This window comes from Nocardiopsis moroccensis (assembly GCF_055763695.1).
The window spans coordinates 6,100,064-6,118,013 of the sequence record NZ_CP199747.1 but is presented as its reverse complement, the minus strand read 5'-3'; the positions used below and the strand labels follow the sequence as shown (position 1 = coordinate 6,118,013).

Genomic DNA, 17,950 nt, shown 5'->3' with positions numbered 1-17,950 from the left:
GGGGCGTCTACAGCCTTGTGGGCGCTGACACCCCGAGCAGGAAGAGGCCGGTGCCGAGCACACCGGCGACGGCGGCGGGCAGCGCCGGGTCGAGGGCGGCCCGCGTCGGTTCCGCTTCCGACGCCGGTCCGGCCCCGGCAGTGGAAGCCGTCCGCCACTCATCGTAGGCACTGGTCAGCGCCTCCAGGTATCTGACCAGGATATGGGGTTCCTCTCGGCGGGCAGCGGTGTCCAGGACACTGGGGCCGTCGAAGAGGAGTCCGCGAACCCCGGCCCCGTGTGCATGACGGCACTCACGCGCTTCGGCGGCGGTGCCCTGGGCCGCCCACCGGAGACTGCTCAGGGCGTGGGCATGGGCGTAGCGCAACCGGAAGGCGGGGTTGGCGTCGGTGAGCCGGGACCAGGCCCCGGGGTTCTCCGCGGAGGGCAGCACGGGCAGGCCGCGGCCGGTGGTCTCGTTCTCCTTGGGGTGTTCGGGGACCGAGCGGCAGAAGGCGACACGGGCGCTGTCCTCACCGACCCTGCCGAGCAGGCGGCCGGCGGGGGTGAACAGCCCGGTGCGGTCGGTGTCCAGGTAGCGGTCGCGCCAGGAGACCTCGCCGACGGGGCCCGGAGGCGGGGCGGGTACGCCCACGGCCATGGCGATCCGCGCCCGGGCGTCGGCGCGGGCGTAGCGGCGGGCCTGGGCGAGGGGGCCCGCCTCGTGCAGCTCGGAGCGGGGCCACTCCCCCGCTCCGGTCCAGGCCCGGCCGGTGAGGAAGCGGGGGCCGTCGGCCGCGGCGCGCAGAAGGCCGCGGCGCTGTTCGCAGGTGAGGGTGAAGTGGGCGAAACCGCGCTTGTCCGAAACGATCCGGGCGAATCCGGCGTCGGACTCGCCCTCCTCGGCCATGGCGCTGATCTGGGCGACGATTCGCCCGCAGACCACGGCCCGGTGGGTGCCCTCCGCGTCCCTGGGCAGTTCGCCGCGGACCCGGCCGACCAGACGCGGGGCCAGGGCGACGGCGGCGTCCGCGCCCTCCACGGCGTGGTCGCAGCGCGGCCAGACGAAGGGGACGTCGGCCTCGGCGAGGCCGAAGGCTCGCACGGCGGCGCGGCGGACGACCGCCTCCAGCCTCCGTGGGGTCACGCCGCTCCCCCGATTCCGCCGTCACCCTTCCCGTGCAGGGCCCGGATGAGGTCGACCAGTTCGTCGGGGTCGAAGGGCTTGGTCAGGTAGTCGTCGACGCCGATCCGTTCCCCGCGTCTGCGGTCGTCCGCCTGCGCGCGGGCGGTGACCATGATGATGCGGCGGTCGTAGCCGTCGGCGCGGAGGCGTTCGACCGTGGTCCAGCCGTCGAGTCTGGGCATCATCACGTCCATGGTGATGACATCGGGGGCGATGTGCCCGACCCGCTCCAGGCAGTCCTGGCCGTCCATGGCGGTGAACACCTCGAACCCCTCAAGTTCGAGGTTGAGGCGGATCAGTTCGCGGATCACCTCGTCGTCCTCGACGACGAGAACCCGTACGGGAAGGGCGTTCACGCCCGTGACACTACCGCCGTGGGGCGCGGCGGCACCACTGGAATCCGGCATCGGCCGGGGTCTGCCGGTGCGTGCCACAAAAGAGTGCACGAGCATCCCGGAACCCCTGCTACAGTTGTTCACGCAGCAGCGCGCCCCCTTAGCTCAGGGGATAGAGCACCGGCCTCCGGAGCCGGGTGCGGAGGTTCGAATCCTCCAGGGGGCACAGGAAAGACGGGAACACCTTTGGGTGTTCCCTTTTTTCGTATGTCCCGCTCCCTTCCTGCGCGCGCCCCGTCTGCGCCTCGGTTCCTTCGCGCCCGGACCGCCCCACCGCCTCTCGGCCCCGGCCGGAAGCGCTGCGGGGCCCGGGCGGTCGGGGTCAGGTGGCGGCGGGTACCAGCGGCCAGGAACCGTCGACCACCGCTTCGGGGTTCCTGCGCCGCAGGTACTCCTGGAAGCTGGCGGCCTGTTCGGCCTTCCACTTGACCTGGGCGGCGTGCAGGTCCACGGCGGACATCTGCGCGATTTCTGGGTTGGTCGCGGCGATCCGCCAGGCGAGCCGGGCCGAGGCCAGGGCGTCGGCGGCGGCCCCGTGAGCCTCCTCCCGGGGCAGGGGGACCTCGTAGTGGGCGCAGACGTCGACCAGTTTGCGGGAGCCCCGGCGGAACGTGTCCACCTGTTTGTCCAGGACCAGCGGGTCCACCACCAGGGGCTGCGCGGCCAGGGGGGTGCCCGGGCGGTGGAGCGCGAGTTCGCGGTCCAGGAGGGTGAGGTCGTAGGGCGCGTTGTAGACCACCACGGGCAGCCCCTCGGCGGTGACGGCGTCCAGCGCCGCGGCGATCTCGGTGACCACGTCCACGGCTGGGCGGCCCTGGGCGCGGGCCTGTTCGGTGGTGATGCCGTGGATCTCGGCGGCCTCTGCCGGGATCTCGATCCCGGGGTCGGCGAACCAGGTGGTGACCTCCTTGGTCCCGTGCGCGGGGTCGATGCGCCACAGGGCCGCGGTGATGATCCGGTCGCTCTCCACGTCCAGGCCGGTGGTCTCGACGTCGAAGGCGGCCATGGGCAGGTGGTGCCAGGGAGTGTTCACATGATTCCTTGTGTGGTCGGTTCCGCGGGAGCGGGCTCGGTGTACGCGGATGTGGCGGGTGGGGCCACGGTGGAGAGTGGGGTTGGAGCGGATGGTGTGGCGGTGAGGGCGGTGACACAGGCGCGGACCGCCGGGGTTTCGGCGTCCGCGCGCCACACCGCCCTGATGGTCCTGCGGATCGGCGGGTCGGTGGGCACGAACCGGACCCCCTCGGGGGCGGTGCGCCGGCCGAGGTCAGGAACCAGCGCCACGGCGAGGCCGGAGGCCACCAGTTCCAGTTGGGAGGGGATCTCGGCGAGCCTGTACCTGATGTCGGGTTCCACTCCCCGGGCACGCAGGGCCTGGAGGATGGCCTCGTAGGGTTCGGTGCCCGCGGGGCAGCTCGCCCAGGGCAGACCGACCGGGTCGCCCGTGGCGGTCCCGCCGAGTTCGGCGATGCGCACGCTCTCCCGGGTGCCGAGGGGGTGGCCGGGGGGCAGCGCCAGGCACACCCTCTCGTCCAGGAGTTCCACCGTCCGGACCCCGGCGGGTAGTGCGACCGGGCGGCTGGACCAGCTCTCGGCCAGGATCAGGTCCAGTTCACCGCGCAGGAGCGGCGGTAGCAGCGAGACGACCTCCCCGTCGCGCACGGTGGGGGTCAGCCGCGGATGCGCGGCCAAAAGGACGGACAGCGCACCCGGGAGCAGGGTGCGCACAGCGCTGCCCACACCGCCCAGGCGCAGCGGCCCGAGGATCTGGCGGTCGAGGTCGGCGAGGTCCGCCTGCGCCTCGGTGACCTGGGCGAGCACCCGGTCGGCGTGCCCGGCGAGGACGCGGCCCGCGTGGGTGAGCCGCACGGTGCGGCCCGCTGGTTCGAGCAGGCGCTGGCCCGCCTCCCGCTCCAGCTTGGTGAGCTGCTGGGACATCCCCGAGGGGGTCACGTGCAGGGCTCTCGCCGCGCGCGCGATGGAGCCGTGGGCCCGTACGGCGGCCAACGCCCTCAGTCGTTCGATGCTGAACACATAAGAAACAGTACCGATTACCGACGACAAAACATCGCTTTTATTTCCTGGTCGGGGTCGTCAGGCTGGGTTGTGCACCTGGTGGACGGACGCGGAGGGGACGGGGCCATGGCGGCTACGGACACGGAGCGCACGGCCCGGCAGGGCTCGGTACTGGACCGGGCGAACCCCGTCGTCCTGGCGGTGGCCGGTTCCGGTTGCACCTCGGCCACGGGTGTGTTCGTCAAACTCTCCGGGGCCAACGCGGGCACCGCGGCCTTCCTGAGGTGCGCGCTGGCGCTGTTCGTGCTGGTCCCCATGGCCGTGGCCGAACTCCGCCGGGTCGGCCCGCGGGCGCTGCGGCTGGTGGGCCTGGACGCTGCGGCGGGGCTGCTGCTGGGCGTGGACTACGTGTTCTGGGTGGCGAGCATCCAGCAGGTGGGAGCGGGGATGGCGACCGTGCTGCTCAACGTCCAGGTGGTGGTCTTCCCTCTGCTCGCGTGGGTGTTCCTGGGCGACCGGGCGCCGCTGAGGTTCGTGGTCGCGGTGCCGGTGATGCTGACCGGTCTGGCCCTGGCCGCCGGGGTCGCCGGTCCGGGCGGTGCTGCGGGCCCGGACTCCGGGGGCGGCCCGTGGCTCGGGCTGGCCTACGGCTGCGCGGCGGGGACGGCCTACGCCGGTTACCTCTTCCTGTCCCGGCTCGGCGGCGGACGCGGACACACGGTGACCCCGGTGTGCGTCTCCACGTCGACCGCCGCGGTGGCGGCCGGTGCGCTGGGCGCGCTGTGGAGCGGGATCGACCTGGCCTCCCAGGACGCGCGGGCGTGGCTGTGGCTGGCGCTGTTGGCGCTGACCGGACAGGTACTGACCTGGCTGCTGATCGGTTCGGCCCTGCCCCGGCTGTCCGCGAGCACCGGCGCGGCGGTCCTGGTGCTGCCGCCGGTCCTGGCGGTGGCGATGGGCGCCGTCTTCCTGGGCGAACGGGTGACCCCCGGCCAACTCGGGGGTTGTGCGCTGGTGGTGTCCGCGATCTGGCTGTCCCAGCGCGGGGGCCGCCCGTCGGCCTGACCGGGGCCCCGGGCCGGGAGGTCAACGCGTTCCGGTTACCTGCGGAACCGGTTCGGAAGGGGCGTACTCTCCCCCGCGCAGGCGCACGGCCACCGCGATCACGACCAGCCCCGCCAGGGTGATCAGGGCGCCCGTCCACAGCGGCGAGGTGTAGCCCAGCCCGGCGGCCAGACCGAGGCCGCCGACCCAGGCCCCCAGGGCGTTGCCGAGGTTGAACGCGGCGATGTTGGCGCCCGAGGCCAGCGTCGGAGCCTTGGCCGCGAAGCCCATGATGCGCATCTGGAGCCCGGGCACGGTCGCGAAGCCGAGGAAGCCCATGGCCAGCAGCGCCACCAGGGCGGCCCACCTGAGGTGCGCGACCAGGGCGAAGGCGGCCAGGAGCAGGGTGAGCAGGGTGAAGAGCACCAGGAGCGTCCGGCCCGGGTTCCGGTCGGCGACGCGGCCGCCGAGAAGGTTGCCCGCGAACAGGCCCACTCCGAAGAGCACCAGCAGCCACGGCACCGCTGTGGCGGGGAAACCGCTGACCTCGGTGAGGGTGAAGGCGATGTAGGTGAACCCGCCGAACATGCCGCCGAAGCCGAGGACGGTGGCGGCCAGGGAGAACCAGACCTGGGTGCTGCGGAAGGCGGAGAGTTCGGCGCGCAGGCGGGGCGCGGGGGCTGCCGGGACGGTGCCACCGGTGCCGGCCCGCGCGGAGGGCCTGTGGGTGGCCGGGACCAGGGCGGTGATGCCGATGAAGGCGAGCACACCGATCGCGGTGATGGCCCAGAAGGTGGAGCGCCAGCCGAGGGCCTGGCCGAGGAAGGTGCCGAAGGGCACGCCGAGGACGGTGGCGGTGGTGAGTCCGGTGAACATGATCGAGATCGCGGCGGCCCTGCGGTGCGCAGGGACCAGATCGGCGGCCAGGACCGCGCCGATCCCGAAGAACGCTCCGTGGCACAGGGCCGCGAGGATGCGCCCGGCGAGCATGGCCTCGTAGACGGGTGCGAGCGCGGAGGTCAGGTTGCCCGCGATGAACAGGCCCATGAGCAGGAGCAGCGCGTGTTTGCGGTCGACCCTGTTGAGCAGTGCGGTCAGGCCGACGCCGCCGACCGCCACCGCGAGGGCGTAGCCGGAGATGAGGTGTCCGGCGACGGTGGGGGTGACCCCGAGATCGACGCCGACCTCGGGCAGGAGCCCCATGATGACGAACTCGGTGAGACCGATCCCGAAGCCCCCGATGGCGAGGGCGTAGAGCGCGAGTGGCATGAGAAGCACTCCAGGAGAGGATATTAGTTGCGCGTGCACTAGTTGCAGGCGCAACAGAAATAGTTGCACGCGCGCTCTACATGCGCAAGCTAAGATGATCTGCGAGCAGCCACGAGGAAATGGGGCGCCCATGGGGATCGCCGACGACGCCGTAGAGATCCGCGCGCACGGATGGCGCACGCTCGCCGCCGTCCACGGACTGATCGAGACCGCGCTGGAGCGCGCCCTGCAGTCGGAGCACGGGATCTCCGTGGTGGAGTACACCGTCATGGACGCCCTGAACCGGCAGGACGGCTGGCACATGCGGATGCGACAGCTCGCCCGCGCCGCGGCACTGTCCAACAGCGCCACCACCCGCCTGGTCACCCGGCTGGAGGACCGGGGCCTGCTCACCCGGGTCCTGTGCGCCGACGACCGGCGCGGCATCTACACCGAACTCACCCCCGCCGGGATGGAACTCCTCGCCCGGGCACGCCCCACCCACGACACGGTGCTGCGCCTGGCCCTGGACGAGGCCGCCCGGACCCCCGAACTCGCCCCGCTGGTGGATGCTCTGCGCGGCCTTTCCCCGGAGCCGGAGCCCGTCGGGGAACCGGGCCCGGGCCCGGCCGGGGGCTGACCGGCCGCGGTTCTGGTGGCCGCACGGGGCCCTCCGTTAGCGTCGGTGCATGAAGTTCCTGGTACGCGAACGCGTTTTCGACATCGGCGACGACTTCTGGGTGACCGACGAACACGGCACCAAGGTCTTCTGGGTGGACGGCAAGGCGCTGCGGATGCGCACCACCTTCGAACTCAAGAACCCGGAGGGCGAGGTCCTCACGGTGATCCGCAGGAAGCTCTTCAGGGTCCGCGACCAGATGCGTGTCGAGCGCGACGGCAGGACCACCGCGACCGTGCGCAAGCGGCTCTTCAACCCGGTCCGGGACAAGCTCGACGTGGAGCTCGAGAACGGCCCGAACTGGGAGGTCGTCGGAAGCTTCCTCGACAAGGAGTACTCGATCAGCGACGGTGAGGGCACCGTCGCGGTCGTCTCCCACAAGTGGTTCCGGATGCGCGACACCTACGCGGTGGACGTCAACACCCACCGTCAGGATCTCGGCGGCGACCCCGCGCTGGTGGTCGGCGTGGCGGTGGCCGTGGACGCCCTCACCGGAGAGGACGAGGACGACTGACGTCCGTGCGGCTCAGTGGCCGGTGGCACCGTCGATGCTCTCCCTCAGCAGGTCGGCGTGACCGTTGTGCCGGGCGTACTCGGCGATGAGCTTCACCAGAACGGCCCGCAGTTCGACGGGCTCACCGGAACGCGCCTCCGTCCCCGCCTCGTCCAGCGAGTCGGCCGCCGCGACGATCTCCCGGGACCGTTCCACCTCCGCCCGCCAGACGGCGAAGGCCTCGGCGGGGTCGCCGTCCAGCCGATCGAAGTCCTGGTCGGGGTCCTCGTCGGAGTAGTACAGCAGCGGAAGGTCCTCCCCCGCGAACTGGATGCGCAGCCACCAGCGCTCGACACCGGCCAGGTGCCGCACCAGCCCGTGCAGGCTGAGCGAGGATGCGGCGACGGACCTCGCGGAGAGCTGTTCGGGGGTGAGTCCCCCGCACTTGGCCTCCAGGGTCCTGCGGTGCCAGTCGAGGTAGCCGCTGAGCACCTCGGCCTCGGTGCCGCCCCGGGGCGGCGCGGGGCGGCCCTCGGCGGGCCAGGGTTCGGAGAGGTTCTGCGGTGGGATCCGGTGCATGGTGCCAGTGTGCGCCCGGGCACCGACAGGGGACCGCGGGAACCGGGCGGCTCAGCCCTCGGCTCCGGCGGGCTCGGCCGCCTCCTCCCGGGCCCTGCGGCGGGTGAGCAGAGCGCCCGCCGCGGCGGCCGTGAGGAACATCAGTACACCGTAGACAGCGGAGGGGACGGCCATCTCGGTGCTGCCGAGGACGGTCACCGCGATGGTGAGCGACAGGGTGGTGTTGTGCAGGCCGATCTCCATGCAGGAGGCGATGGCCTCGCCGCGCCCGGTACCGACCAGCCGGGGCGCCCAGTAGCCGATGGTGAGGCTGACCAGGTTGAAGACGAGCACCATGAGGCCGACCGAGACGATGTACCCCGGCAGGTTGGCCCACTCGGCGGCGAGGGCGCCGACGATGACCGCGACGAGCACGAGAACCGACCCGAGCTTGACCGGCCTCTCCATGCGTTCGGCGAAGGACGTCATCCTCGCCCGGACGAACATGCCGACGGCCACGGGCACGAGGATGACCGCGAAGACCTGGACCATCTTGTCGGTCTGCAGGCCGATGGACCCGCCCTCGGTGAAGTAGCCGAGCGAGAACCCGGTGATCAGGGGCAGGGTCACCATGGCGGTGAGCGAGTTGATCGCGGTCAGCGAGATGTTGAGTGCGACGTTGCCCCTGAACAGGTAGCTGTACAGGCTCGCGGTGGTGCCGCCCGGGGAGGCGGCCATCAGCATCATGCCCACCGCCAGCAGCGGGGAGAGGTCGAGGTACCTGACGAAGACCAGGACCAGGCCGAAGCAGAAGGCCGGCAGCAGGATGATCTGGCAGCCCAGGATCAGGACGATGGTCCAGGGCATGGAGAGCAGTCGGGTGAAGTCCTTGACGGTCAGGGACAGGCCGAGACCGAACATGATGACGCCGAGGGCGATCGGGAGGCCGATCGTCGTGAGGGCGGAGTCCATGGGGCACCTTGGGGGAAGGGCCGCCGGAGGCGGCGCGGACGGCCGGGCAGGCGCGGACCGCGTTCGGTGCACGGTGCCGACGTGGGAGTGACCGCGGCGTCCGGAGCTCTTCCCGGAAGGGTTCCGGGAAGCGCACGGAATCGCGCCGATTCGTGATCTGCGCCACAGCTACCCGTGGGTAGAAAATAGTGGCACGCGCCACGACCGGTGGCAAGAGCGGGTTCCCCGGCCGCCCCGGGCCGTGCCCGGAGCGCCCTCAGGCCGCGGGCCAGGAACTTCCGGTCATGTCGTAGGCCAGGTGGAACCACACCTTGCGGATGCTCGGGTGGCCGTTGTCCCCCCAGGTGGTGGCGAAGCTGTCGATCAGTGCCAGGCCGCGCCCGTCCTCGGCGGTCAGACGCTCCTCGGGGGGCGAAGCGAACAACTGTCCACCCTCGCCCCTGAGGGCGTTCACGGGGGTCCCCTGGTCGCGGCAGGTGACGGTCAGTCCGTTCGGCCCCCGGTCCACCCGGAGCACGAAGGTCTGACCCGGCTCCCCCGAGCGGCTGTGCCGGATCGCGTTGGTGGCGAGCTCCGCCCCGAGCAGGGTGAGGACGTACTGGTAGTCGGAGTCACGTCCGGCCGAGCAGGTCTCCAGGAAGGCGCGGACCAGCGGCACGCTGACCGGTTCGCCGGCGAACTCCCAGCGGCGTTTGGTGAACGGGACCGGCGCCCGGCCGTTGAAGTAGTGCCGGTACTCGTCCGGGACCCTCTCGAGGACGGTGTCCCCGGTCTTGGTGAGGGCGGGCACGGCAACGAGCGTGGGCATGGCTGACTCCTTCGGCGGGGCGGCTCAGTGGACGGGCGAGCCGGAAACGGGGGCGGCTGCGGGAGTGTCCGAGGGGTGAGAGGGCTCGAACCGGTATGACCTTACGCGATGACATCGTCGCGGAACAGGGGAGGCCGGTGTGGCGAGTTCCCCGAATCAACCGTGCGTCCTCCATCTCACGCACCGTGCGGTCCCGCCCCGGGGACCGCCCCCGCGCCTTCCCCTCCCGGAACCGAGCCCCCTCCTTCCCGGGTCCTTACCCCGCCGCGGCCAGAGCCTCCTTCGCCGCGGCCTCCGCCAGGTCCCGGTCCGTGTCGACCAGGGCGATCCGGGTCCGCCGTTCCAGCAGGTCGGCAACGTTCAGCGCGCCCTCGTGGCGCACCCCGAAACGCAGTTCCGCGGGGGTGATGCCACGGACGACGGGGGTGAGCAGCGCGGGGTCTCCCCCGGCTTCGGCGACCACGTCGACCGCCTCGGTCCCGTACCTGGCCACCAGGTGGCGGGGCGCGTCCAGTGCGTCGAGCTCCCCGTGCGGGGCCGCGCCCACCAGCGGCACCTCCCGGGTGCGGCAGGGCCCCGCGACCAGCCGGTGCGTTTGGACCAACGCGTCCACGGCCTCCTCCGCCATGGCCCGGTACGTGGTGAGCTTGCCACCGACCACGGTCACCGTGCCGTTGGGCGCGACCGACACGGAGTGTTCGCGGGAGAGGTCGGCGCTCGTTCCGTCGCCGTGCAGCAGCGGCCGCAGACCCGCGAAGGAACCGATGACGTCCTCCCTGGTCAGCTCGGTGGACAGGGCCCGGTTGAACTGTTCGAGAAGGAAGTCGACGTCCTGCTGCGGCACCCGGGGGACCCGTTCGGCGGGGCCGTCCACGGGCTCGTCGGTGAGCCCGGCGAAGACCCGGCCGTCGGGCTGGGGAAGGGCGAACACGAACCGGCTCACGCTGCCGTCCAGCGGAACCGTCAGCGCGGCCCTGGGGCGGCCGAGCGCCGCCCCGTCCAGGACCAGGTGGGTGCCTCGGCTGGGGCTCAACCGGATCCGGGGGTCGAGTGCGTCGGCGTGGACCCCGGTCGCGTTGACCACGGCGCGCGGGCGTACCGGGAGGAGTCGGCCGTCGGTCTCGTCGCGCAGGACGGCCCCGTCGGCGCTGACGCTGTCGGCGGAGCAGCGGGTGATGATCCGGGCGCCCTCGCGGGCCGCGGTGCGGGCGATCCCCAGGACCAGGCGGGCGTCGTCGACGAGCTGGCCGTCGAAGGACAGGATGCCGCCGAGCAGCCCCTCGGTCCGGACCGCGGGCAGCAGCCGCCCGGTCTGGCGGGCGTTGAGGAACCGGGGTCCGGGGAGCACGTTGGCGGGGGTTCCGGACAGGACCCTCAGGAGGTCGCCCATCCCCGTCCCGGCGCGAACGAAGAGGGCCCGGGCCAGGCCGGTGCCCCGGTGGACGGGGATCACCATGGGCATGGGCCGGACCAGGTGGGGTGCGGTGACGCGCATCAGGACGTCGCGTTCGCGGGCGCTCTCGTAGGCGATGCCGACCTGTCCCTTGGCGAGGTAGCGCAGCCCGCCGTGGACCAGTTTCGAGCTCCAGCGGCTGGTTCCGAAAGCCAGGTCCTCGCGCTCGACGAGCACGGTGGACAGGCCCCGCGAGGCGGCGTCCAGGGCCACTCCGGCCCCGGTGACTCCCCCGCCGACCACCAGGACGTCCACCTCGGGACGTGCCTCCAGGTCGGCGAGGTCGGCGGCCCTGCGGGCGGCGTTGAGGGACGTGGACCGGGTGTGCTGACGCATCGGGGCGTCCTTTCCGGGGGATGGTGGTTCGGTTCCGCGCGGATCCGGGAGGGCGGTGGGCCGGGCCGGGCCGGTGCGGTCAGGGGCTCAGGTATCCGTCGAGCAGCACGGACAGTTCGTCGACCAGCCCGTCCTGGTCGAGCACCTCCGTGAACAGGCGGCGGGAGGTCACGGTGTTCTGCACGGTGACCATGAACAGGTGGGCCAGGACGCCGGGGTCGCCCCCGCGGACGGAACCGTCGGCCTGGCCTTCGGCGAGGGCCGGTTCGAGCAGTTCGAGTGCGGCCCGGTGGCTGCTGCCCAGCCGGTGGAACGTGTAGGTGGCCAGGAGTTCGGGTTCGGTGTCGACGATCCGGCCGACCAGGGGGTGGGCGAGCATCGCGCGGGCGACCCCGGCGGCGTGCCGCACCAGCCGGGTCCGGACGTTCTCGGCCGTACTGTCCTGCTCGGCTGCCACTTCCTCGGCGATGAGGATGCGCCGGAGTTCGCGGGTGAGCAGGTCGGCGACCAGGGCGGTCACGTCGGGCCAGCGGCGGTAGACGGTGGGACGGCTGACCCCGGCGCGGCGGGCCACGTCGGTCAGGGTGGTGCGGCGCACCCCGAAGGCTTCGACGCAGGTGCGGGCCGCGTCGAGGATCTCGTCCTCTACGTTACGTTTTGACGCCATGTGTAAAACTGTAGAGCATGACCCACGATGCTCGCACTGCACACGCCCCAGCAGCCCCCGACGGCGCCGTACCGGACATGAGCTGGTTCGCCTGGGGCGACCCCGCCAAGGCCGGGGAACTCGACCCCGGCACGCGCGAACTCGTCTCCCAGGTACTGCGTACCCGGACCGAGGACATGCCTCCGGTGGCCGAGGAGGACGTGGTCCTGTCCGAGTCCCGCCTGGACGAGCGGCTCCGAGAGGTGTTCGCCGAGGTCGTGGGGGCGCCGCAGGTGCGCACCGACGACACCGCCCGCCTGCTGCACAGCGGCGGCAAGAGCACCCCGGACCTGCTCTCCCGCCGGGCCGGGAAGGCGTCCCCCGCACCCGACGCGGTTCTGTACCCGGCCGACCACGACCAGGTGGAGCGGGTCCTGGCGGCCTGCTCGGCCGAGCGGGTCGCTGTGGTGCCCTTCGGCGGCGGCACCAGCGTGGTGGGCGGGGTCTCCCCGGTCGACGGCGGCTTCCGGGCCGTGATCAGCCTCGACCTGCGCCGCCTGAACCGGCTGGTCTCGCTGGACGCCACCTCGCTGACGGCCGTCCTGGGCGCGGGTGTGCGCACCCCGCACGCCGAGGAGATGCTGGGCGAGCACGGGCTCACCCTCGGGCACATGCCACAGAGCTACGAGTACGCGACCATCGGCGGGTACGCCGCCACCCGGTCCAGCGGCCAGGCCTCCGCCGGGTACGGCCGCTTCGAGGACATGGTGGTGGGCCTGCGGGTCGCCACCCCGCGCGGCACCCTGGAGGCCGGTGGCCCGCCGGCCTCGGCCGCCGGCCCGGATCTGCGCCGGCTCCTCGTGGGTTCGGAGGGCACCCTGGGCGTGATCACCGAGGTGGCCGTGCGGGTGCGGCCCAGACCGGAGCGGGTTCTGGACGAGGCCTGGTCCTTCCCCGACTACGCCACCGGGGTCGATGCGCTGCGCGCTCTCGCGCAGTCGGACACCCGGCCCACCATGGCCCGGCTCTCCGACGAGACCGAGACCTTCGTGAACGCGGCCCTCGGCGGGCGTGAGGCCGTCCCCGGCTGTCAGGCGGTGCTGGGCTTCGAGGGGACGGACGCCGAGGTCGCCTCACGCTCGGCGGTGGTGCGGCGGCTGCTGGAGGCCGCGGGCGGCACCCCGCTCGGCCCGGACCCCGTGGCGCACTGGCGCGAGACCCGCTTCCACGCGCCCTACCTGCGCGACACCCTGCTGTCCGCGGGTGTCCTCGCCGAGACGCTGGAGACCGCCGCCTCCTGGAGCGACCTGCTGCCGCTGCACGCGGCGGTGGTGGGCGCGCTGACCGGAGCCCTGGACGACGACGAGAGCGGCGCGGTGGTCCAGTGCCACGTCTCGCACACCTACGCGACCGGCGCCTCGCTGTACTTCACCGTGGCCACGGGGGCGGGCGAGGACCCGGCCGGGCGCTGGGACCGCGCCAAGCGTGCGGCCTCGGACGCGATCGTCGCCAACGGCGGAACGATCACCCACCACCACGCCGTGGGAACCGACCACCGGCCGTGGATGACGGCCGAACTCGGTCCGCTGGGCGCCGAGGTGCTGCGCGCGGTGAAGTCGGCGCTGGACCCGGAGGGCGTGCTCAACCCGGGCAAGCTCATTCCCGAAGCCTGAGCCGTCGGCCGGGGCCGGCCGGGACCCCCGGTCGGGCCCGCCGCGGCACCCGCCGGTTCGGGCCGGGCAGTCCGCCTGTGCCCGTTCCCCGGCCGCGCCTACCTCTCGGCCACCCGCGGAAGCTGTTCGGCAACAGCCCCCAGCGCCGCCTCGGTCCTGTCATAGATCTCCTCGACCTCCGGGGTCGACGAGGCGTCGGAGTAGTCGACGGTCAGGGCGAGGACCGCGTTCTCCTGCCGGGCGACACCCATGCCGAACTGCGACATGTAGTCGTCGTTGCCGGGATCGACCGACCCGAGGACGAGGCTCCGGTCCCCGATCGACGGTTCGTTCCACAGGATCTGGACCGTGCGGGTGTTCGTGCCGAAGGAGTGCTCGGTGACCTTGCCGGGCGGGATCTCCTCGTCCTGCATCAGATTGCCCCCTTCGCCCTCCATGTCGAAGGCGCGGTCCATGTCCGACTCCCGGTCCGACTCCTCGCGGTCGTACAACTGGACGTGGACGCCCAGCTCCACCCCGTTCGCCGAACCCGAGCAGAACAGCATGCCGTGGAGGTCCTCCTCGGCGGTGTCCTCCCGGGTGAACTCACCGTCCAGGCTCGGGACCGTACCTTCGAAGACGTCGTTCAGGAGGTCGTCGCCGACCACCTCCGAGCAGTCGTCGGGCAGTGCGAGGTAGTCACCGCCGGAGTTGACGTAGACCAGAGTGCCGCCGATGACCGCCAGCACCACCGCCCCGACCGCACCGCCGATGATCAGCCCGGTCCTGCTCTTCCCGGGCGTTCCGGCTCCCGGGCCCTGCGGGCCGTGGCCGGGCGGGTACTGGCCCGGCGGCGGGTACTGCCCGGGCGGCGGACCCTGCGGCGGCATCCCCTGCTGCGGCTGACCCGGGTGCCCGGGGAAGGGCCCCTGCGGGACATGGCCGGGCGGCGGTCCCTGCGGTGGCATTCCTCCCTGCGGGCGCTGCCCGGGCGGACCCTGCGGGGACGGTGGGCCCTGCTGGCCGTACCCGGGCGGCGGACCCTGCGGCGGCTGGCCGGACTGCCCCGGGATCTGGCCGGGCTGCCCCTGGGAGGGGTCCTGCGGGCCGTACGGGTGCGGGGGTTGTCCCATGGGGAGGTACCTCGTGGTGTGCGCTGTCGAAAAGGGCCATCCAGTTCTATCGGACACAAGCCTCACGAAGGCAGCGATAGTCCGCTTCCGGTCACCCGGAGTCGCCGGGATCACACCGGAACCGCACCGGGAGCACACCCCCGGACCCACAATGGAAGGCGTGAAAGGAAGACTCCGCATCCACCTGGGTTCCGCCCCCGGTGTCGGAACCACCCACCACGCGCTGGCCGAGGCACGCCGCCGGGCCGAACTCGGGGCCGACGTCGTGGTCGGCGCGGTGCACACCCACCGTCGACTCCACACCTCGGAGCTCCTCGAGGGCCTGGAGACCCTCCCGCCGCACCCCTCCGGTTCGGTGGACACCGCCGCGGTGATCACCCGCGCGCCCCAACTGGTCCTCGTCGACGACCTGGCCCGACCCAACGGTGCCGGCGCCCCCAACCCCACCCGCTGGCAGGACGTGGAGGAGCTCCTCAACGCGGGGATCGACGTGCTGTCCACGGTGGGAGTCCACCACCTGGACTCCCTCTACGACGTCGTCCACCAGATCACCGGGGTGCGGCCCGAGTACACCGTCCCCGACCGGGTGGTGCGCGAGGCGGAGGAGATCGAGCTCGTCGACGTCACCCCCCAGGAACTGCGCCGCCGGATGGCCCGCGGCGACCTGCACCCCGCGGAGCGGGTGGACGCGGCGCTGGCCGACTTCTACCGCGAGGGCAACCTTGCGGCCCTGCGCGAACTCGCCCTGCTCTGGACCGCCGACCGGGTCGAGGAGGGGCTCGCCCGCTACCGGGGCGAACACGAGATCCGCAACACCTGGGAGGCACGGGAGCGTGTCGTGGTGGCGCTGACCGGGGGACCCGAAGGCGAGACGCTGATCCGCCGCGCCGCCCGGGTCGCGGCCCGTTCCCGCAGCGGCCGCCCCCAGCCGAGCCACCTGCTCGCGGTGCACGTGGTCCCGCCGAACGGCATCGGTGAACGGCCCACCGGTGAGCTGCTACGGCAACGGCACCTACTCGCCGAGCTGGGCGCCACCTACCACCAGGTGGTCGGGGCCGACGTGCCCTCGGCCCTGTTGGAGTTCGCACGCGGCGTCCACGCCACCCAGATCGTCCTCGGTTCCTCGCGCCGCCGCGCCTGGCAGTACGTGTTCGGGCCCGGGGTGGGCACGATCGTGGCGCGGGAGTCCGGCGACATCGACGTGCACATCGTCACGCACGAGGAGGTGGGCCGGGGCCGCTGGCCGCTGCCCGCACCGGGCCGGGGCCTGAACGGGCACCGCAGGGTGTGGGGGTGGGCGCTGGCGCTGATGGCCCCGCTCCTGCTCACCCTCGTGCTGGCGCTGCCGGTCTTCGACGGGGTCGGCCCGGCCTCGGACCCCCTGCTGTTGTTGCTCATCACGGTGGTCACCGCCGCGGTGGGGGGCCTGCGTCCGGCTCTGGCCTCGGCGCTGTGGAGCGCGGTCCTGCTCACGGTGCTGCTGTCGCCGCTGCACGGACGGCCCTCGGTGTCCCTGGACAACTTCCTGGCGATGGCGGTGTTCGTCCTGGTGGGCTCACTGGTGGCGGTGATGGTGGAGATGGCGGCCCGCCGCTCGGCGCAGGCGGCGCGCGGCCGGGCCGAGGCGGACGCGATCACCCTGTTGGCGGCGAGTGTGCTGTCCGGGAACGAACCGCTCCAGGCGCTGCTGCGGAGGATCCGGGAGACCTTCGGGCAGCGGTCGGCGACCCTGCTGGAGCGGTTGGAGGACGGCCGCTGGCACGCGGTGCACAGCGTGGGCGCCCCGGCCTGTGAGTCCCCGGAGGAGGCGGACGCCCTGGTGTCGGTCTCCGACACCGTGGCGCTGGGGCTGCGCGGCAGGGTGCTGCCCGCCGCCGACCGGGGGGTGCTGGGCGCCTTCGCCACACACGTGGGCATCGCCCTGGAGCACCGGCGTCTGGCCTGGGACGCGGCCGAAGCGCGCGGCCAGGTGGCGGGCAACCGGATTCGCACGGCGCTGCTGGCGGCGGTCTCGCACGACCTGCGCACCCCGCTGACCTCCATCAAGGCGAGTGTGTCCAGCCTGCGGGCCACCGACATCGAGCTCTCCGCGCAGGACCGCGCGGAGCTGTTGGAGACCGTCGAGGAGTCGGCGGACCGGCTGAACCGGCTCATCGGGAACCTGTTGGACATGAGCAGGGTGCAGACCGACAGCGTGCGGCCCAAGCTTCGCGCGGTCGCGTTGGACGAGGTACTCCCGGCGACCCTGCTGGGGGTGCCCGGCGACGCGGTCGTGGTGGACGTCCCGGAGGCTCTGCCGCGGGTGCGGGTGGACGCGGGTCTGCTGGACCGGGCCGTGGCCAACGTGGTCACCAACGCGGTGCGGTACAACCCCGACCCCCGGACACCGGTGCTGGTGGCGGCGAGCGCGCACGGCGACAGCGTGCAGTTGCGGGTGGTGGATCGCGGGCCGGGGGTCTCGGACGAGGCCAAGCAGCGGATGTTCGAGGCCTTCCAACGCCTGGGCGACGCACCCCAGGGCACCGGGGTGGGGCTGGGGTTGGCGGTGGCGCGTGGTTTCGTTGAGGCGATGCACGGCACCCTCGCCCCCGAGGACACCCCCGGCGGCGGGCTGACGATGGTGTTCACGCTGCGGGCGGTGGACAGCGGTGACGAAGAGGAGAGGCATGCGCATCCTGGTCGTTGACGACGACGTGCAGATCATCCGGGCGATGCGGATCAACCTCCGGGCACGCGGTTACGACGTGGACACCGCCGCGGACGGTGCGAACGCGCTCCGGCTGGCCTCGGAGAACCACCCCCACGTGGTGCTGTTGGACCTGGGCCTGCCGGACATGGAGGGCGTCGAGGTCATCCAGCGGCTGCGCGGCTGGTCCCAGGTGCCCATCCTGGTGCTGTCGGCCCGGCACTCCGCGGGTGAGAAGGTGCGCTGCCTGGACCTGGGCGCGGACGACTACGTCACCAAGCCGTTCGGGATGGACGAACTGCTGGCGCGCATGCGGGCCGCCGAGCGCCGGGCCGTCCTGGTGGAGGAGGCCCCGGTGGTGCGCACCGGCTCCTTCGACGTGGACCTGGGGGCCAAGCGGGTGCTGCGCGACGGCGAGGAGGTGCGGCTCACCCCCACGGAGTGGCACATCCTGGAGCTCCTGGCCCGCAACGCCGGGCAGTTGGTGAGCCAGCGTCAGCTGCTGCACGACGTGTGGGGGCCCAGCTACCAGAACGAGACCAACTATCTGCGGGTGTACCTGGCCCAACTGCGCCGCAAGCTCGAACCGGACCCGGCCCACCCGCGCTACCTGATCACCGAGGCCGGTCGCGGCTACCGCTTCGAACGCGAGGGCTGAGCGATCCC

17 protein-coding genes and 1 tRNA gene are annotated in these 17,950 nt (G+C 72.6%); 7 read left to right on the top strand and 11 right to left on the bottom strand.

From position 1 onward, the window contains the following. Window positions 1-7: 7 nt before the first annotated feature. The gene (locus ACUKCB_RS27045; protein ID WP_473038346.1) at window positions 8-1,126 is read right to left on the bottom strand and encodes a DALR anticodon-binding domain-containing protein; all 1,119 of its coding nucleotides are present in this window, start codon (window positions 1,124-1,126) and stop codon (window positions 8-10) included. Beyond that, entirely contained in the window at window positions 1,123-1,521 is a 399-nt protein-coding gene (locus ACUKCB_RS27040; RefSeq protein ID WP_473038345.1) for a response regulator transcription factor, read from the bottom strand. Before ACUKCB_RS27040 ends, ACUKCB_RS27045 begins: the two co-directional genes overlap by 4 nt. 133 nt (window positions 1,522-1,654) lie before the next feature. On the opposite strand from ACUKCB_RS27040, the gene ACUKCB_RS27035 reads away from it, so the two are divergent. After that, a tRNA-Arg gene (locus ACUKCB_RS27035) sits at window positions 1,655-1,726 on the top strand. Window positions 1,727-1,882: 156 nt separating this feature from the next. Here the strand turns inward: ACUKCB_RS27035 and ACUKCB_RS27030 are convergent. Continuing rightward, a complete protein-coding gene (locus ACUKCB_RS27030) occupies window positions 1,883-2,593 on the bottom strand; it encodes an exonuclease domain-containing protein (RefSeq protein WP_473038344.1) in 711 nt (236 codons plus the stop codon). Beyond that, window positions 2,590-3,594, bottom strand: a complete 1,005-nt coding sequence (locus ACUKCB_RS27025; RefSeq protein WP_473038343.1) for a LysR family transcriptional regulator — start codon at window positions 3,592-3,594, stop codon at window positions 2,590-2,592. Before ACUKCB_RS27025 ends, ACUKCB_RS27030 begins: the two co-directional genes overlap by 4 nt. Before the next feature lie 108 nt (window positions 3,595-3,702). On the opposite strand from ACUKCB_RS27025, the gene ACUKCB_RS27020 reads away from it, so the two are divergent. Beyond that, the gene (locus tag ACUKCB_RS27020; RefSeq protein ID WP_473038342.1) at window positions 3,703-4,641 is read left to right on the top strand and encodes a DMT family transporter; all 939 of its coding nucleotides are present in this window, start codon (window positions 3,703-3,705) and stop codon (window positions 4,639-4,641) included. 21 nt (window positions 4,642-4,662) lie between these two features. Here ACUKCB_RS27020 and ACUKCB_RS27015 read toward each other — a convergent pair whose 3' ends face one another. Next, a complete protein-coding gene (locus ACUKCB_RS27015; protein WP_473038341.1) occupies window positions 4,663-5,889 on the bottom strand; it encodes an MFS transporter in 1,227 nt (408 codons plus the stop codon). A gap of 130 nt (window positions 5,890-6,019) precedes the next feature. Between ACUKCB_RS27015 and ACUKCB_RS27010 the strand changes: the two genes are divergently transcribed. Then, the gene (locus tag ACUKCB_RS27010; protein WP_473038340.1) at window positions 6,020-6,508 is read left to right on the top strand and encodes a MarR family winged helix-turn-helix transcriptional regulator; all 489 of its coding nucleotides are present in this window, start codon (window positions 6,020-6,022) and stop codon (window positions 6,506-6,508) included. A gap of 49 nt (window positions 6,509-6,557) precedes the next feature. Beyond that, the gene (locus tag ACUKCB_RS27005) at window positions 6,558-7,061 is read left to right on the top strand and encodes an LURP-one-related/scramblase family protein (RefSeq protein WP_473038339.1); all 504 of its coding nucleotides are present in this window, start codon (window positions 6,558-6,560) and stop codon (window positions 7,059-7,061) included. Between the two features lie 12 nt (window positions 7,062-7,073). Here the strand turns inward: ACUKCB_RS27005 and ACUKCB_RS27000 are convergent, their stop codons facing one another. The 5 genes from ACUKCB_RS27000 to ACUKCB_RS26980 all read right to left on the bottom strand — a co-directional run bounded on the left by ACUKCB_RS27000 (window position 7,074) and on the right by ACUKCB_RS26980 (window position 11,834). Further along, window positions 7,074-7,619: a DinB family protein gene (locus tag ACUKCB_RS27000; RefSeq protein WP_473038338.1), complete on the bottom strand. Its 546-nt coding sequence runs from the start codon at window positions 7,617-7,619 to the stop codon at window positions 7,074-7,076. Window positions 7,620-7,670: 51 nt separating this feature from the next. Further along, complete coding sequence (locus ACUKCB_RS26995) at window positions 7,671-8,570, bottom strand: bile acid:sodium symporter family protein (protein ID WP_473038337.1); 900 nt, start codon at window positions 8,568-8,570, stop codon at window positions 7,671-7,673. Window positions 8,571-8,826: 256 nt separating this feature from the next. Further along, entirely contained in the window at window positions 8,827-9,378 is a 552-nt protein-coding gene (locus ACUKCB_RS26990) for an ATP-binding protein (RefSeq protein ID WP_473038336.1), read from the bottom strand. 256 nt (window positions 9,379-9,634) lie between these two features. Next, entirely contained in the window at window positions 9,635-11,167 is a 1,533-nt protein-coding gene (locus tag ACUKCB_RS26985) for a glycerol-3-phosphate dehydrogenase/oxidase (RefSeq protein WP_473038335.1), read from the bottom strand. A 79-nt stretch (window positions 11,168-11,246) separates the two neighbouring features. Then, window positions 11,247-11,834, bottom strand: a complete 588-nt coding sequence (locus ACUKCB_RS26980) for a TetR/AcrR family transcriptional regulator (RefSeq protein ID WP_473038334.1) — start codon at window positions 11,832-11,834, stop codon at window positions 11,247-11,249. A gap of 17 nt (window positions 11,835-11,851) precedes the next feature. Between ACUKCB_RS26980 and ACUKCB_RS26975 the strand changes: the two genes are divergently transcribed. After that, on the top strand, window positions 11,852-13,486 hold the full coding sequence (locus ACUKCB_RS26975; RefSeq protein WP_473038333.1) for an FAD-binding oxidoreductase: 1,635 nt from the start codon (window positions 11,852-11,854) through the stop codon (window positions 13,484-13,486). Between the two features lie 98 nt (window positions 13,487-13,584). Here the strand turns inward: ACUKCB_RS26975 and ACUKCB_RS26970 are convergent, their stop codons facing one another. Then, on the bottom strand, window positions 13,585-14,598 hold the full coding sequence (locus ACUKCB_RS26970; protein WP_473038332.1) for a hypothetical protein: 1,014 nt from the start codon (window positions 14,596-14,598) through the stop codon (window positions 13,585-13,587). A 151-nt stretch (window positions 14,599-14,749) separates the two neighbouring features. On the opposite strand from ACUKCB_RS26970, the gene ACUKCB_RS26965 reads away from it, so the two are divergent. Then, complete coding sequence (locus ACUKCB_RS26965) at window positions 14,750-17,284, top strand: ATP-binding protein (RefSeq protein ID WP_473038331.1); 2,535 nt, start codon at window positions 14,750-14,752, stop codon at window positions 17,282-17,284. Further along, window positions 17,265-17,942 carry a response regulator gene (locus ACUKCB_RS26960; RefSeq protein ID WP_473038330.1) on the top strand — a complete coding sequence of 226 codons (678 nt, stop codon included), beginning with the start codon at window positions 17,265-17,267 and terminating at the stop codon, window positions 17,940-17,942. Before ACUKCB_RS26965 ends, ACUKCB_RS26960 begins: the two co-directional genes overlap by 20 nt. Window positions 17,943-17,950 lie beyond the last annotated feature (8 nt).

Excerpts from the sequence above, each read along its gene's own strand:
- ACUKCB_RS27020 (WP_473038342.1), top strand. The coding sequence starts at position 3,703 with ATGGCGGCTACGGACACGGAGCGCACGGCCCGGCAGGGCTCGGTACTG.
- ACUKCB_RS27015 (WP_473038341.1), bottom strand. The coding sequence starts at position 5,889 with ATGCCACTCGCGCTCTACGCCCTCGCCATCGGGGGCTTCGGGATCGGT.
- ACUKCB_RS27010 (WP_473038340.1), top strand. The coding sequence starts at position 6,020 with ATGGGGATCGCCGACGACGCCGTAGAGATCCGCGCGCACGGATGGCGC.
- ACUKCB_RS27005 (WP_473038339.1), top strand. The coding sequence starts at position 6,558 with ATGAAGTTCCTGGTACGCGAACGCGTTTTCGACATCGGCGACGACTTC.
- ACUKCB_RS27000 (WP_473038338.1), bottom strand. The coding sequence starts at position 7,619 with ATGCACCGGATCCCACCGCAGAACCTCTCCGAACCCTGGCCCGCCGAG.
- ACUKCB_RS26995 (WP_473038337.1), bottom strand. The coding sequence starts at position 8,570 with ATGGACTCCGCCCTCACGACGATCGGCCTCCCGATCGCCCTCGGCGTC.
- ACUKCB_RS26990 (WP_473038336.1), bottom strand. The coding sequence starts at position 9,378 with ATGCCCACGCTCGTTGCCGTGCCCGCCCTCACCAAGACCGGGGACACC.
- ACUKCB_RS26985 (WP_473038335.1), bottom strand. The coding sequence starts at position 11,167 with ATGCGTCAGCACACCCGGTCCACGTCCCTCAACGCCGCCCGCAGGGCC.
- ACUKCB_RS26980 (WP_473038334.1), bottom strand. The coding sequence starts at position 11,834 with ATGGCGTCAAAACGTAACGTAGAGGACGAGATCCTCGACGCGGCCCGC.
- ACUKCB_RS26975 (WP_473038333.1), top strand. The coding sequence starts at position 11,852 with ATGACCCACGATGCTCGCACTGCACACGCCCCAGCAGCCCCCGACGGC.
- ACUKCB_RS26970 (WP_473038332.1), bottom strand. The coding sequence starts at position 14,598 with ATGGGACAACCCCCGCACCCGTACGGCCCGCAGGACCCCTCCCAGGGG.
- ACUKCB_RS26965 (WP_473038331.1), top strand. The coding sequence starts at position 14,750 with ATGGAAGGCGTGAAAGGAAGACTCCGCATCCACCTGGGTTCCGCCCCC.
- ACUKCB_RS26960 (WP_473038330.1), top strand. The coding sequence starts at position 17,265 with ATGCGCATCCTGGTCGTTGACGACGACGTGCAGATCATCCGGGCGATG.